Source organism: Azospirillum sp. FG154 (assembly GCF_057809575.1).
Window position 1 is genome coordinate 15,217 of record NZ_JBMDKF010000032.1, and the last position, 14,324, is coordinate 29,540.

A 14,324-nucleotide genomic window follows, 5' to 3' on the forward strand; every position below is an offset into this window, starting at 1 on the left:
TCGCTTCCGCGATTCTTTCCGCCCTGGTCTTTCTGTTTGCTGCACGGATTTGTTTGATGACCGCCACCTTTCGCATCGACCGTCTCGTCGCCACGCTCGACGCCATCCTGCGCCGTTCCGGCAGCGACCCGGCGGAGGCGGCGACCGTCGCCGCCAATCTGGTGGACGCCGACGCCAAGGGTCACGCCAGCCACGGCGTGTGCCAGATCGCCGTCTATCAAAACAGCCTGGAGCGTGGCCATCTCACCCCGAACCGGCACGCCCGCGTGCTGCGCGACGAGCCGCCCTTCCTGCTGGTGGACGGCGATTGCGGCTATGGTCAAGTGATCGCGCGGGAGGCCACGGACCTTGCCATCGACCGCGCCCGGACGGGGAGCGGCGCGACCATTCTGGCGCTGCGCAACGCCCACCACATCGGGCGGGTCGGGGCCTATGGCGAGCAATGCGTCGCCGCCGGGCTGATCGGGGTGTTCTTCGTCAACGTGGTCAGCCGCCCGCTGGCCGCCCCCCATGGCGGGGCGCGGCCCCGGTTGGGAACCAACCCGATCTGCGTCGCGGTGCCGGGCACGCCGGGGCATCCGCCCTTGCTGCTGGATTTCGCCACCAGCGCGGTGGCGGCCAACAAATGCCGGGTTGCCGCCGCCAAGGGCGAGCGGGTGGAGGACGGGCTGTTGATCGACCCGCAGGGGCTGCCCACCACCGACCCCGGCGTGATGTTCCAGGACCCGACCGGGGCGATCCTGCCCTTTGGCGGGTCCACCGGCGGTCACAAGGGCTTTGGTTTGGCGCTGGCCTGCGAAATTCTGGCGGGCGTGGTCGCCGTCGGCTTTCCGGCGCTGCCCGAGAACCTGCGTCCGGGGCGGGTGGTGAACAACGCGCTGGCCTTCATCCTCGACCCCAACCGCATCAGCGATGGTGCGTGGCAGGGGTTGGCCGACGCGGTGTATGACAGCCTTGAAGAGACACCGGCCCGTTCCGGCGGCGAGGGCGTCCGTTTGCCCGGCGGGCCGGAACGCGCGCATCTCGAACGCGCGCAGCGCGAGGGGGTGACGCTCGACCCCGACACCGTGGCCGCGCTCCACCGGATCGGCGGCTCCCTGGGTCTTGATGTTCCGACGCTGTTGGGGGGTGTCTGAACGGATTGGCGGGGACCCCGGCCACGGTGGCGCCGGGGGGAACCGGTTTCAGAACGCCGCCGCCCGCGTCGCCCTTGGCGTGCCGCCCCACCTCGATGTTGCCCAGCACCTTGGCCCCGGCGGCCAGCGGCACGCCGTCGCGCACCTTCGGGTGGCGGTCGCCATGGTCCTTGCCGGTGCCGCCCAGCGTCACCCCTTGCAGGATCGACACGTCGTTGCCGACGGACGCGGTTTCGCCGATGACGACACCAGTCCCATGGTCGATCAGCACCCCGCGCCCGAACGGAACCGCCGGGTGGATGTCCACCGCGAAGGCCTCTCGCCCTGCACCCCTATCTTGGGGCGGATTTCGAGTTTCTGGAGCGCGCACCCGGCGCCGCCCCCTGGCTGAACCGGATCCACGCCTTCAATTTCGCCGCCGTGCTCAGCCACGGCAAGGTGACGGGCGATATTCCCGGCATCAGCGCCGGGGCGGAAGGGCTGGCCGACAGCATCACCGCCGCCCTGTTCACCGAGGATTACGACCATCATTGGCGGCGGCTGACCGATTTCACGACGCCGGAACTGCTGGGTGACGAATGGACCGAAGCGGAGGGCTTCGGATGACCAGCCAGCCCATTGAACGCGGTGACGCCACCGGCGCAACCGCAACCGTGCCCCCCGACCTGATCGACCGCTTGGCCGGGTTCGCGGATGGCTCGCCGCTGCTGGCCCTGCGCGCCACGCGGGCCGACGCGCGCGCCCGCGCCCAGGCGGCCCACGACGCCTTGCTGTTCCCGCAGCGGCCCGGTCGTCTGCCCGCCGCCGAACGGGCGACGTTGGCCGCCCGCCTTACCGAACTGAGCGGCGACGCCGCGCTGGCCGCCCATTACCGCGCCCTGGCGGCGCTGTACGCCCCGCGCGGGGCGCCCCGGTCGGATCGTGAATTCGCCAGCGCCGTGGAATCGGTGTTGAACGGCTGCGTCTATTGCGCGTCCGTCCATACCCGCCGTTTCGTGGAGTTGACCGGCGAGCGTGGCCCAGTGGAGGCGCTGTTCGCGCGGGGCGTCGCGGGCCTGTCCGATCAGCCGCGCCTGTCGGCCATCGCCCGCGCCGCCGCGCGCAGCGGGGGCAGGGGCCTAAACGCGGGCGGTCATCTTACATTCAAAAATAACGAAATATAATAGTGATATAGATACGATTTCCCATTTTTCCCATATTATTTTTATAGACAAATAGGGTTTTGTGGCCTCATCATGGAATCACAATCACAGGCGGCGTGACGCGCCCACCGCATTCCCCGCCATCAGGAACCGACGTCCAATCCTTTGTCTAAAAAGGATTTTCTCATGACCGATCCGCTGACAAACCGTGAATCCGCTGCTCTCCTCGCCCCCGCCGACCCGGTGGTGGTGTGGATTCCGTTGCCGGAGGGATTGGCGTTCGACGGGTCGGTCGATGCGCCGTTGTTCAACACTGCATCACTGTGGAATCGGTTGAGCGACGCGTGGTTGACACGGGCCGCCGCCCGGCGGGCCGCCTGACGCCTCCGCCGCCACTGCGCGCGTTTTCCTTGGAATCGTTTTCGGAAGGAGGTTTCAGCGTGACCGCGCCATTGCCGATTTTGGATCTGGGCCGTTTTCAGGGCGACGACAGCGAACGCGCCGCGTTTCTCGGCGATCTGCGCGTGGCGATCCGCCGTTACGGGGCCTTCTACGTCACCGGCCATGGCGTGGACGCCGCGACGCTCGACCAGGCTTTCGCCCTGTCGCGGCGCTTCTTCGCCTTGCCCGACGCCGACAAGCTGGCGATCGAGATGGTTCATTCGCCGCATTTCCGGGGCTACACCCGCGCCGGGTGGGAGCGCACCCGTGGCAAGGCCGATTGGCGGGAGCAGGTGGACATCGGGTCCGAACGCCCCACGCTGCCCGCCGATGCCGACGCGCCCGCCTGGACGCGGTTGCAGGGTCCGAACCAGTGGCCCGCCGCCCTGCCGGAGCTGCGCCCCGCCGCGCTGGCCTTGCAAGACGCGCTGACCGCAGTCACGTTGCGCCTGCTGCGCGCGGTGGCGCTGGCCATCGGCCAGAATGCCGACGCCTTCGATCCCATCGTGGCCCCCGACCCGACGCAGCTCATCAAGCTGATCCGCTACCCGGGGCGCGACGCGCTGCCCGAGGCGGAACAAGGTGGTGACAACAACGGTGGTCAGGGCGTTGGCGCGCACAAGGACAGCGGCCTGTTGACCCTGGTGCTGCAACACCAGCAAAGCGGGCTTCAGGCCGAAACGCCCGATGGTTGGGTCGATGTGCCGCCGATTCCCGGCACCTTTGTCGTCAACGCCGGTGAATTGCTGGAACTGGCCACCGATGGCTATTTCCGCGCGGCGGTGCACCGGGTGGTGACGCCGCCGACCGGGGTGGACCGGCTGTCCATCGCCTTTTTCCTGGGCGCGCGTCTGGGCGCGCGGGTTCCGGTTCTGCCCCTGCCGCCTGATCTGGCGGCGCAGGCGCGCGGGCCGGAACGCGATCCCAACAACCCTCTGTTCGTGGATGTCGGTGAAAACGCGCTGAAAAGCCGCCTGCGTTCGCACCCCGACGTCGCCCAACGCCATTACGCCGATCTTCCGGCGGTGGCGGCCCTGGCCGGGCGGGTTCTGGAACCCGCCGCCTACTGAGCCGCCCGTTTCCGCCAATCCCTTTTCAAAAACGCTGCTCAAAAGGACCGACCGATGACCGACACGTCTCCGCGTTTTGAAACCCTGGCCCTGCACGCCGGCGGCTACCGGTCCGATCCGGCGACCGGGGCGGTGGCCGTGCCGATCTATCAGACCACCTCCTACCAGTTCCAGGACACCGGCCATGCCGAACGCCTGTTCGCGCTTCAGGAGTTGGGCAACATCTACACCCGCGTGACCAACCCGACGACGGACGTGCTGGAACAGCGTCTGGCCGCGTTGGAAGGCGGGGCGGCGGCGTTGGTGGTGGCGTCGGGACAGGCGGCGTCCTTCTACGCCATTCTGAATCTGGCGCAGGCGGGCGACAATTTCGTCACCTCGACCGATCTCTATGGCGGCACCTGGAACCTGTTCGCCAACACCTTCAAACAGTTGGGGATCGAGGCGCGCTTCGTCGATCCGGTCGACCCGGAGAATTTCCGCCGCGCCACCGACGACAAGACCCGCGCCTATTACGCGGAAACCCTGCCGAATCCCAAGCTGAACGTCTTCCCGATCCGCGAGGTGGCCGACATCGGTCGGTCGCTGGGCGTGCCGTTGATCGTGGACAACACCGCCGCCCCGCTGACCGTGCGCCCGTTCGATCACGGCGCGGCGGTGACGCTCTATTCGGCGACGAAATACATCGGCGGGCATGGGACCACCATCGGCGGCGTCATCATCGACGGCGGCAATTTCCCATGGGCCGATCACGCCGCCCGCTTCCCGCTGCTGACCCAGCCCGACCCCAGCTATCACGGCGCGGTGTGGACGGAGGCGGCCAAGCCGCTCGGCCCCATCGCCTATGTGCTGCGCGCGCGGGTGACGCTGCTGCGCGACACCGGGGCGGCGATCAGCCCGCTGTCGGCCTTCCAGTTGATCCAGGGGTTGGAAACGCTGCCGCTGCGCATCCGCCAGCACAACGCCAACGCCATCAAGGTGGCGGATTTCCTGAAGACTCACCCGAAGGTCGCCTCGGTCATCTTCCCCGGTCTGCACACCGGCGAGGCCAAGCGCCGCGCCGACGCCTATCTCAAGGGCGGCTACGGCGCGTTGATCGGGTTTGAGCTGAAGGGTGGGGCGGAGGCCGGACGCCGCTTCATCGAATCGCTGAAGCTGCTGTACCACGTCGCCAACATCGGCGACGCCCGGTCGCTGGCCATCCATCCGGCGACCACCACCCATTCGCAATTGTCGGTGGAGGACCAGATCGCCAGCGGCGTCACCCCTGGCTATGTCCGCCTGTCGATCGGGATCGAGCACCCCGACGACATCATCGCCGACATCGAACAGGCGCTGGCCGAGGTCTGACCAGCGTTCTGCACCCGGTCGCCTGTGGTTGACCGCTGCGGGTTTGCCCACCAAGGGCCGGGACGTTTCCGTGCGTCTCGTTCGTCCATTCGCTCGTCCATTGTCCACGCCAACTGATGGGGAAGCGCGTTCGCGCGTTTCCCCATTTTTTTGGGTGGTCCGGATCGTTTTCCAAACCGTGATGAGGATGTCCATGCCGGATGTTGCCCTGCCGACCCTGACCGCCACCCCGCTTGGCCCCACCATCGGCGCACGGGTCAGCGGCGTTGACCTGTCCCAGCCCTTGACCCCGTCGGTTGCGGCCGAGTTGGAAGCGCTTCTGGTGCGCCATCAGGTGCTGTTCTTTGAAAACCAGCCGCTGACCCCAGGGCAGCAGCGCGCCTTCGCCGCCAGCTTCGGCCCGCTGCACATCCACCCGGTCTATCCGAACATTCCGGAGGTTCCGGAAATCATGGTTCTGGACACCGGTCCGCACAACCCCAGCGACAACGATGTCTGGCACACCGACGTGACCTTTGTGGAAACGCCACCGGCCATCGTCGCGCTGTCGGCCAAGAAGGTCCCGCCGCTGGGCGGCGACACCCTGTGGGCCAGCGCGTCGGCCGCCTATGAAGCGCTGTCGGAACCGCTGCGCGTGCTTTTGGAGCCGCTGAAGGCCGTGCATGATTTCAGCCGGTCGTTCCCGGAATGGCGGCACAACGGACCGGGCCTGTACGAACGCTGGCTGGAGGCGCGGGCCAAGAACCCGATCCGCGTCCATCCGGTGATCCGCACCCATCCGGTGAACGGACGCAAGGCGCTGTTCGTGAATGATAATTTCACGGCGGCCATCCTGGGCCTCAGCCCGAAGGAAAGCGACTATCTGCTGCGCTTCCTGTTCGATCACGTCGCCCGACCGGAATTCACCGTGCGGTGGAGCTGGAAGCCGGACGATCTGGCGCTGTGGGACAACCGCTCGACCCAGCATTACGCGGTGAACGATTATCTGCCGCACAGCCGCCTGATGCACCGCGCCACCGTGCTGGGCGACCGCCCGGTCTGACGTCCTGCATTCATCATAAAAAGGGGTGGTTGGACAGATCCAGCCACCCCTTTTTTGCGCGCGTTCGGACTTTGACCGCGTTTGCGTGGCTTCAGCTTTTGCCTTTCCAGGGAACCAGCGCCCGTTCCAGCAGGCGCATGCCATAGGAAAAGGCGAAGGCCCAGGCGGCGATGATGCCGATGCCGACAAAGACCACATCGGTCGCCAGAAAATGCGAGGCCGACATAATCATGAAGCCGATGCCGCGCGTGGCCGCGATCAGCTCCGCCGCCACCAGCGTGCTCCACCCCACGCCGATGCCGATGCGCAGCCCGGTCAGAATTTCCGGCAGCGCGCTGGGCAGCACGATGTCGAGGAAGAGTTGCCAGCGCGTCGCCCCCAGCGACAGGGCGGCGTTCACCCGTTCGATCGGCAGGGAACGCACCCCCGCCTGCGCCGACAGGCAGATCGGCGCGAACATCGCCAACGTCAACAGCACGATCTTGGACAGCTCGCCAATGCCCAGCCAGATGATTATCAAGGGCAGATAGGCCAGCGGCGGCAGCGGCCAATAAAACTCAATCGGGGTGTCGAACACGCCCTTGACCCAGCGGTTCAGCCCCATCGCCAAGCCCAACGGGATGCCGAAGGACGCGGCGAGCAGGGCGGCGGTGGAGATGCGGAACAGGCTGGCGGACACATGCTCCCCCAGCGTCGCCCCGGCGTAACCGTCGTCCAGAATGGCCAGGAACTGGGTGAGGACCTCCTCCGGGCCGGGCAGGAACAGCGGCGGGACCAGCCGCAGCCACGACACCAGGAACCACAGCCCGATCAGCGCGGCGCCGGTGGTCAGGCTGATGAGCAGGGTGGGCGCGCCATCCAGGCCAAAGGGGTGAAGCCGCACCCGCCTGGGCGATGTGGTGGGCGCGGCGGTGGGGGCGGGCAGCGGCGCGCCCCGGCTTGCCAGATCGGTCATTGCGGTCGGTCTCCCCCGTCATGGGGACGGTCATGCGGGCGGTGCACGAGGTTGCGGATCTCGTCGTACAGCTCGGCGAAGCGCGGGGCCGACAGAATGGCCCGCACGTCGCGTTCCTGCGCGAACCGCCGGACGAAATCCAGATCGAAGCGGGCGACGATGCGGCCCGGGCGCGGCGACATCACCACCACCGTGGTCCCGAGGAACAGCGCCTCTTCAATCGAATGGGTGATGAAGAAGATGCGCTTGCCGGTGCGCGCCCAGACGTCGATCAGCAGTTCCTGCATCTGCTCGCGCGTCAGGCTGTCGAGCGCGCCGAACGGCTCGTCCATCAGCAGGATTTTCGGGTCGGTCGCCAGCGCGCGGGCGATGCCGACGCGCTGGCGCATCCCGCCCGACAGCTCGTGCGGGGCGGCGTTGGCGAAACCGTCCAACCCCACCAGCCGCAGCAGCTCTTCCGCCCGCTCCCGCCGGTCGCGCGCCGGGACGCCCGCGAATTTCAGGCCGAGCGCCACGTTGTCGGCCACGCTTTTCCAGGGCAGCAGCGTGTCCTTTTGAAAAACGACGCCCCGGTCGGCCCCGGGTTTGTCCACCGGTTGCACATCGAGCGTGATGGAGCCGTCGGACAGCGGCAGAAACCCGGCGATGGCGTTCAGCAAGGTGGATTTGCCGCAACCCGAGGCCCCCAGCGCCACGACGACGCTGTTGGCGTCGATGTCGAGCGTGGCGCGGTCCAGCGCGTGCACCATCCGCCCGTCGCGGGCGGAAAAGAAGACGCTGGCGTTGTGGACGTGAAGCATGGCGTCCTCTCTTCAACCCACGATGAGGATGGCGTCAGCGCAGATCCTTGACCGCGTCGGGGGTGACGAACCCGCCATAGCTGGGCAGGACGGTGGTGATCTTCTTCTGCTCCTTCAGAAATTCGGCGGTCGCCTTCAGGATTTTGGCGGCCCCGCCGTTTTCCCCGCCGCCCAGCCACGCGGCGCTCGCCTGTTGGGCCGGGGGAACCAGCGACAGGTTCGTCAAGGCGGCGGCCTGGTCGGCGGGGGTCCCGCCCAGCAGCTTGGCCAGCGCCTTGGCGTTGTCCGAATCCGCGCTCCAGGCCGCCTTGTCGGTCTGGAACGAGGCGCTGTACTTTTCGATCACCTGCGCGAAGCCCTTGAGGAAGGCCGGGTTGTCCTTGGCAAAGGACGCGGTGGCGATCCAGGCGGAGAAGGTCGGCGCGCCCCGGTCGGCGACCTCCTTGGAGGTCAGCAGAACCTTGCCGTTCTTTTTCAGTTCGGTGAGCGCCGGATCCCAGACAAAGGCGGCGTCGAGATCGCCGCGATTCCAGGCGGCGACGATGTCCGGCTGGGGAATGGCGAACACCTGGGCGTCGCGCTCGCTGATCTTCTCCTGCTTCAACACCGCCAGCAGTTGGTAATGGTCGGTGGAGACCGGGGCGGCGGCCAGCTTCTTGCCCTTCAGGTCCGACGGCATTTCAATGCCCGACCCGTTGCGGACCACCAGCGCCTCGTCGGTGCCGGAGATGGTGGCGAGGTGGAAGGCCTTGACGTCCAGGCCACGGCTGGTGGCCGCCGCAAAGGGGCTGGACCCGACATAGCCGACCTGCACGTCGCCCGACGCGATGGCGGCGAAGACATCGGCCCCTGAGTTGAACTTGCGGAAATCGATGGTGACGCCGGTGGCCTTGGCGAAATCGCCGTTGGCGATGGCCACGGAGGAGGGCAGGGCGTCGGTCTGATAGCCGACCACCACCGTGCCGTTTGCCGCCTCCGCCGCGAAGGGCAGCAGGGCGGTCAAGGCGGAGAACAGCAACGTGTGCAAGGGCTTGGTCATGGCGCGGAATCCAACAGAGATGGGGGAGGGGCCGGGCGGACTTGGAGGGGCCGATGAGGGCATCGGCGGAGACGGTCCGGCGGGTTGGGAAAACACTAATGCGACGCGTGGGACCGGCGCAATCGCAAAAACACATAAAACTGTAGAAAAATAGACTTTAGCAGCGAGGGAAAAATGTTGTTTATGCGGGCATATAAACATACTTGATAAATAGGAAATAAATAGCGATGATGGTTGCCAATCGTGTGGAATATGACGGCCCCACCGCCCGGAGGAGCCGTGCCCGGACCCACAGCGCGCACCGCACCGCCGGATCATCCCGAGGAGGCCGAATCATGCACCGCCCATCCGAACTCGATCTGCTGACCGTGGCCTCGTTGATGCCAACCCCCGACGGAATCCTGCTGTTGGCCGCCAACGTGGGGGGCGCGGCGGACGGCCAGGACGGCGCGCTGTTTCGCGACCGGGCCGACGATTCCGACCTCGACATGACCGATCTGGCGATGCTGGTCAGCTTCGCGTCGCTGCTGCTGGGCCTGTTGGCGCTGCTGCCCGCCAGCCTTTGATCGTCCGAGCAACAGGAGAACCGGCATCATGACCAACACCCTGATTCCCACGGTGGCCTTTCCCGATGGTGATTTGGCCGATCTGCCGGTGGCCGCCGGGCCGCTCTTCCTCGACGCGCGCACGCCGCAATCCTGGTCCGACCGCCCGGTGTCCGCCGCCGTTCTGCACCAGCTTTACGAGTTGACGCGGTTGGCCCCCACCGCCTTCAACGGCAGCCCGGCCCGTTTCGTCTTCCTGACGACGCCGGAGGCCAAGGAGCGGCTGCGCCCGGCGCTGACCAAGGGCAATCTGCCCAAGCTGAAGGCCGGGGTCATCGCCATCGTCGGCCATGATCTGCGCTTTTTCGACCATCTGCCGCGCCTCAGTCCGCATTACGACCCGTCGGGGCTGTTTGTGGACAACCCGGCCCTGGCCGAAACCACCGCGTTCCGCAACGGCACGCTCCAGGCCGGTTATCTGATTCTGGCGGCGAGGCTGCTGGGTTTGGACGCCGGGCCGATGTCGGGCTTCGACAACGCCGCCGTGGACGCGGAGTTTTTCCCGGATGGCCAAGTGCGCTCCAACATCCTGATCGCGCTGGGCCACGCCGACGGCCCGCCCGCCCGTCCCCGCGCCCCGCGCCTGGATGTGGCGGAGGCCGTTACGATCCTGTGAGGCCGGGTTGCGCTTGCGAATGGAGAAAAGCCCCCCGCGACATCACGCCCGCGCGATCGGCCGATCGGCCAAACGGGTGGTGTAGGACGGGGAGCGGTTGTTCTGCCGCATCCGCCAGCCGTGCCCCAGCGTGGCGGCGGAAACCAGCGTGTTGCGGCCCAACGCGCCGTTCACCGCGTCCACCGCCGCCATCAAACGCGCGGCTTTGGCGCGGTCGGTGGTGTCGAGCAGATCGACCTGCGCCCGGTCGGCGGGTCGCAGGCCGGTCAGGATGACGCCCGCCTTGCTGAACGGGACGCCGTCGCGCCAGATGCGCCGGGCCGCGTTGGCGGCGGCGGCGATCAGGACGAAACCGTCGGCGCTGGCCGGTTGCAGGCCAACGGTCACGCTGTCGTTGCAGGCGGGTCCGGGGCGGTGACGGCTGGTGCGGATGAACACATGAAGGGCTTCGGCGACCATGCCCTCGGCCCGCAGCTTTTCCGCCGCGCGGGCCGCGTGCGCGGCCACCGCCTGCCGCATTGTCTCCCAATCCGACACCGGTTGGCCGAAAGAGCGGGTGACGGCCACCGACCGGCGGGGGGAAGGGATCCGATCCAGCGACAGGCAGGACAGGCCGCGCAACTCCTGCACCAGCCGTTCGCCGATCACGGTCAGCGCCTGGCGGGCCAATCGCGGGTCGAGGTCGCGGAGGTCGGCGGCGGTGGTGACGCCAAGCTGGTTCAACCGGACGGCGTTGCGTCGCCCAACGCCCCACACATCGGCCACCGGCACCAACGGCAACACCCGCGCCCGCGCGGCGGGATCGGACAGGTCGCACACCCCGGACGGATCGAGCAGCCCCTTTTTCGCCGCGTGGTTGGCCAGCTTCGCCAGCGTTTTGGTGGGGCCGATGCCCACACAGGTGGGAATCCCGGTCCAACGCTTCACCCTGCTCCGAATGTCGGCGGCGTAGGCGGGGAGGGGGCCGCCGATGCCGGTCAGATCCAGAAAGGATTCGTCGATGGAGTAAACCTCCAAACGTGGCGTGAAGCCGTGCAGGCAGGCCACCACGCGCGACGACATGTCGCCGTAAAGCGCGTAATTCGACGAAAACACATGCACCTTGTGACGGCGCACCAGATCCTGTGTCTCGAAAAAGGGCTGGCCCATTTTCACGCCCAGCGCCTTGAGTTCCGCGCTGCGGGACACGAAACAGCCGTCGTTGTTGGACAACACCCCGACCGGCGCGTTTTCCAGATCGGGGCGAAAGACCCGCTCGCACGACACATAGAAATTGTTGGCGTCCACCAGGGCGTAGATCGTCATCCTGTCACCGCCGGTGAAAGCGGATGGTCGCGGTGACGACGCCCCAGATCGCAAAACCCGGATGGTCGGTCACGTCGATGGCGGTGTAAGCGCGATCGTCGCAATCCGGCGCCAGCCGCGTGCGCCCCCGTTGGATCACCAGCCGTTTGCACAGCAACTCTCCATCGACGGCGGCGACGACGACATCGTCGTGCCGGGCGGTCAGGCTGCGGTCCACGATGGCCAGATCGCCATCGTGGATTCCGGCCCCGGTCATGCTGTGGCCGCTGATCCGCAAGGTGAAGCTGGCCGACGGGTGCGGAACCAGCGCGTCGGTCAGGTCGATGCGGCCCTCGGCATAGTCGCCAGCGGGCGACGGGAACCCGGCGGACACCACCGCCTCGACCGCGACGATCACGCAAGGTTGCAACGCCCGCAATTCCATATTCGCCCCTCTTTGTCAGAACAAATATAGAACAAAATATCGGTCCGGTCGAGTCCTGCGCTCCGCTGGAAGCGGACGGCGCGGGTGAAAACGGCCGTCGGTGGGGGAATCTGGCGTGGCGGGGGAGGCGGGCGTCACCCGCGCCCCCCATTCATGAACCGGTTCTCACTGGGCCGATTGGCGCAGCGCGGGTGGTTGCTGGTTGGCGATGCTTTCGCCAAAGGGGCCGTTGTTCGCCGCGCGACCGCGCGACCGCCCGGTGGTGGCCGCCAGCGGCAGCAGCGGGAACACCAGCTCGGCGAAGCGGTACGCCTCCTCCAGATGCGGGTAGCCCGACAGGATGAAGGTGTCGATGCCGATGTCGATGTATTCGCGCATGCGGGCGGCCACCGTCGCCGGATCGCCGACCAACGCGGTTCCCGCCCCGCCGCGCACCAGCCCGACGCCCGCCCACAGGTTGGGGCTGACCTCCAGCTTGTCGCGGCGACCGCCGTGCAGCTCCGACATCCGGCGTTGACCGACCGAATCCATCCGGCTGTAGACCGATTGCGCCGCCGCGATGGTGGCGTCGTCAACGTGGCGGATCAGGTCGTCGGCGGCCTTCCACGCCTGTTCGTTGGTGTCCCGCACGATGACGTGCAGGCGGATGCCGAAGGTCACGGTCCGGCCCTGCGCTTCGGCCAGACGGCGGACCTCCGCCAGCTTGGCGGCAACCTGCGCCGGAGGCTCGCCCCAGGTCAGGTATTTGTCCACATAGGTGGCGGCGATCCCGTTGGCGGCGTCGGACGACCCGCCGAAGAACAGCGGCGGCCCGCCCGCCTGAACCGGCGGGTAGAACAGGCGGCCATCCTCGATGCGGATGTGTTTGCCCTGGTGGTGGACCGGCTCCGGCCCGAACAGGCCCTTCCACACGTCCAGGAACTCGCGCGTCACCTCATAGCGTTCGCCGTGCGAAAGAAAGATGCCGTCACCCTTGTTCTCCACCGGATCGCCGCCGGTGACGACGTTGACCAGCAACCGCCCGTCGGACACGCGGTCCAGCGTCGCCGCCATGCGGGCGGCCAGCGTCGGCGATTGCAAACCGGGCCGGACGGCGACCAGATAGCGCAGCCGTTCGGTCACGGGAACCAGCGAGGAGGCGACCACCCAACTGTCTTCGCAGGAACGACCGGTCGGCAGCAGCACCCCGTAATAACCCAGACTGTCGGCGGCCTGCGCGATCTGGCGCAGATAATGCCGGTCGGTCTCGCGCGCGCCGATGGTGGTGCCGAGATGGCGGCCGTCGCCGTGGGTGGGGATGAACCAGAGGATGTTGGCTTCGCCGGGGGCGGTGGTGTGGGGCTGGCTGCTCATGACTTGTTTCCCGGGGCGGCGGCGGACACGTCGATCTTTTTGGGGATCAGTTTCAGCTCGAAGAAGGTGTCGGCGATGCGCTGCTGTTCGGCGATCACCTCCGCGTTGATGGGGCGCAGGCCGTAGCCCTGGCGACCGGCGGCGACCTCCAGGACCGAGACCGGAATGCCCACCTTCGGGCTGAGTTGTTCGGCCACCGCCTTGACGTTCTTGCCCGCCCAGTCGTCGATCTCCTTCAGCCCGGCCAGAATGGCGTCGATGGCCGGTTGGTTGGCGGCGGCGAAGGGCTTGGCGGCCAGGAAAAACTGATGGTTCTTGACGATGTTCGTGCCGTCGGAAGCGACGCCGTCGGTCAGCGTCCGGGCGCCGGTCGCGGCGGACGCGGCGGCGTAGAACGGATCCCAGATCACCCAAGCGTCCACCGCCCCGCGTTCAAAGGCGGCGCGGGCGTCGGCGGGCGGCAGATAGATCGGTTCGATGTCGGTGATCGCCAGCCCGGCTTTTTCCAGCGCCTTGACCAGCAGGTAATGAACGTTGGAGCCTTTGTTCAGGGCGACCTTGCGGCCCTTGAGCTGGGCCACCGACTGGATCGCGCTGTCCTTCGGCACCAGGATCGCTTCGCCCTTCGGCGAGGCCGGTTCATAGCCGACATAGAGCAGCGGCGCGCCAGCGGCCTGCGCGAAGATCGGCGGCGCTTCCCCGGTGGTCCCGAAATCGAGCGCGCCGACGTTCAGCGCCTCCAGCAATTGCGGGCCGCCGGGAAACTCGGTCCAGGCGACGCTGTATCCCAGCGGCGCCAGCCTTTTTTCCAACAGACCCTGTTCCTTCAGGATGATGAGGGTCCCGTATTTCTGGTAGCCGATGCGGACCTGCCTGTCGGCGGCGAGCGCGTCGCCGAACGGTGCGGCAAGACCCAGCAGGGCCGCCGCGCCGACCACCAATCCAATGAGCCGTTTCATGGCGTTGAGCCTCTTTAAATGTCGATTGCGACGTGTGTGGCCGATCCCGCGCGCGGCCCCTGAGGCCGCGCGTTTCTGTGCAAGGCA

General features: G+C 67.3%; 16 protein-coding genes and 1 pseudogene. 9 read left to right on the top strand and 8 right to left on the bottom strand.

Features of this window, described 5'->3' with window-relative positions; translation table 11 throughout:
* Nucleotides 1-56 precede the first annotated feature (56 nt).
* On the top strand, nt 57-1,136 hold the full coding sequence (locus ACODS4_RS24940) for a malate/lactate/ureidoglycolate dehydrogenase (RefSeq protein ID WP_488868372.1): 1,080 nt from the start codon (nt 57-59) through the stop codon (nt 1,134-1,136).
* 7 nt (nt 1,137-1,143) lie between these two features.
* On the opposite strand, the pseudogene ACODS4_RS24945 reads toward ACODS4_RS24940, so the two are convergent.
* Nucleotides 1,144-1,455, bottom strand: a pseudogene (locus ACODS4_RS24945) (LbetaH domain-containing protein); the annotation flags it as partial.
* Between the two features lie 101 nt (nt 1,456-1,556).
* Between ACODS4_RS24945 and ACODS4_RS24950 the strand changes: the two are divergent.
* The 6 genes from ACODS4_RS24950 (at nt 1,557) to tauD (ending at nt 6,181) form a co-directional block, all read left to right on the top strand.
* Nucleotides 1,557-1,742 carry a hypothetical protein gene (locus ACODS4_RS24950; RefSeq protein ID WP_488868373.1) on the top strand — a complete coding sequence of 62 codons (186 nt, stop codon included), beginning with the start codon at nt 1,557-1,559 and terminating at the stop codon, nt 1,740-1,742.
* A complete protein-coding gene (locus ACODS4_RS24955) occupies nt 1,739-2,299 on the top strand; it encodes a carboxymuconolactone decarboxylase family protein (protein ID WP_488868374.1) in 561 nt (186 codons plus the stop codon). The genes ACODS4_RS24950 and ACODS4_RS24955 overlap by 4 nt, the downstream gene beginning before the upstream one ends.
* Before the next feature lie 165 nt (nt 2,300-2,464).
* Entirely contained in the window at nt 2,465-2,659 is a 195-nt protein-coding gene (locus ACODS4_RS24960) for a hypothetical protein (protein ID WP_488868375.1), read from the top strand.
* A 59-nt stretch (nt 2,660-2,718) separates the two neighbouring features.
* Nucleotides 2,719-3,789, top strand: a complete 1,071-nt coding sequence (locus tag ACODS4_RS24965) for an isopenicillin N synthase family dioxygenase (RefSeq protein ID WP_488868376.1) — start codon at nt 2,719-2,721, stop codon at nt 3,787-3,789.
* 54 nt (nt 3,790-3,843) lie between these two features.
* Nucleotides 3,844-5,139 carry an O-acetylhomoserine aminocarboxypropyltransferase/cysteine synthase family protein gene (locus ACODS4_RS24970; protein ID WP_488868377.1) on the top strand — a complete coding sequence of 432 codons (1,296 nt, stop codon included), beginning with the start codon at nt 3,844-3,846 and terminating at the stop codon, nt 5,137-5,139.
* A gap of 193 nt (nt 5,140-5,332) precedes the next feature.
* On the top strand, nt 5,333-6,181 hold the full coding sequence (gene tauD, locus ACODS4_RS24975) for a taurine dioxygenase (RefSeq protein WP_488868378.1): 849 nt from the start codon (nt 5,333-5,335) through the stop codon (nt 6,179-6,181).
* Between the two features lie 91 nt (nt 6,182-6,272).
* Here tauD and ACODS4_RS24980 read toward each other — a convergent pair whose 3' ends face one another.
* Genes ACODS4_RS24980 through tauA form a run of 3 tightly spaced genes read right to left on the bottom strand, consistent with a single transcriptional unit; the run spans nt 6,273 to nt 8,975 of the window.
* Nucleotides 6,273-7,136 carry an ABC transporter permease subunit gene (locus tag ACODS4_RS24980; protein WP_488868379.1) on the bottom strand — a complete coding sequence of 288 codons (864 nt, stop codon included), beginning with the start codon at nt 7,134-7,136 and terminating at the stop codon, nt 6,273-6,275.
* Nucleotides 7,133-7,936, bottom strand: coding sequence for a taurine ABC transporter ATP-binding protein (locus ACODS4_RS24985; protein WP_488868380.1), 804 nt, complete (start codon nt 7,934-7,936; stop codon nt 7,133-7,135). Before ACODS4_RS24985 ends, ACODS4_RS24980 begins: the two co-directional genes overlap by 4 nt.
* A gap of 34 nt (nt 7,937-7,970) precedes the next feature.
* The gene (tauA, locus tag ACODS4_RS24990; protein ID WP_488868381.1) at nt 7,971-8,975 is read right to left on the bottom strand and encodes a taurine ABC transporter substrate-binding protein; all 1,005 of its coding nucleotides are present in this window, start codon (nt 8,973-8,975) and stop codon (nt 7,971-7,973) included.
* A gap of 335 nt (nt 8,976-9,310) precedes the next feature.
* Between tauA and ACODS4_RS24995 the strand changes: the two genes are divergently transcribed.
* The gene (locus ACODS4_RS24995) at nt 9,311-9,541 is read left to right on the top strand and encodes a hypothetical protein (RefSeq protein WP_488868382.1); all 231 of its coding nucleotides are present in this window, start codon (nt 9,311-9,313) and stop codon (nt 9,539-9,541) included.
* Between the two features lie 28 nt (nt 9,542-9,569).
* Nucleotides 9,570-10,196, top strand: a complete 627-nt coding sequence (locus ACODS4_RS25000; RefSeq protein WP_488868383.1) for a malonic semialdehyde reductase — start codon at nt 9,570-9,572, stop codon at nt 10,194-10,196.
* A 42-nt stretch (nt 10,197-10,238) separates the two neighbouring features.
* Here the strand turns inward: ACODS4_RS25000 and ACODS4_RS25005 are convergent, their stop codons facing one another.
* The 4 genes from ACODS4_RS25005 to ACODS4_RS25020 form a co-directional block, all read right to left on the bottom strand.
* On the bottom strand, nt 10,239-11,501 hold the full coding sequence (locus tag ACODS4_RS25005) for a Y-family DNA polymerase (protein ID WP_488868384.1): 1,263 nt from the start codon (nt 11,499-11,501) through the stop codon (nt 10,239-10,241).
* Between the two features lie 4 nt (nt 11,502-11,505).
* Nucleotides 11,506-11,925 carry a LexA family protein gene (locus ACODS4_RS25010; protein ID WP_488868385.1) on the bottom strand — a complete coding sequence of 140 codons (420 nt, stop codon included), beginning with the start codon at nt 11,923-11,925 and terminating at the stop codon, nt 11,506-11,508.
* Nucleotides 11,926-12,090: 165 nt separating this feature from the next.
* Nucleotides 12,091-13,278, bottom strand: a complete 1,188-nt coding sequence (gene ssuD, locus ACODS4_RS25015; RefSeq protein WP_488868386.1) for an FMNH2-dependent alkanesulfonate monooxygenase — start codon at nt 13,276-13,278, stop codon at nt 12,091-12,093.
* Entirely contained in the window at nt 13,275-14,237 is a 963-nt protein-coding gene (locus ACODS4_RS25020) for a sulfonate ABC transporter substrate-binding protein (protein WP_488868387.1), read from the bottom strand. The genes ssuD and ACODS4_RS25020 overlap by 4 nt, the downstream gene beginning before the upstream one ends.
* Nucleotides 14,238-14,324: the final 87 nt, after the last annotated feature.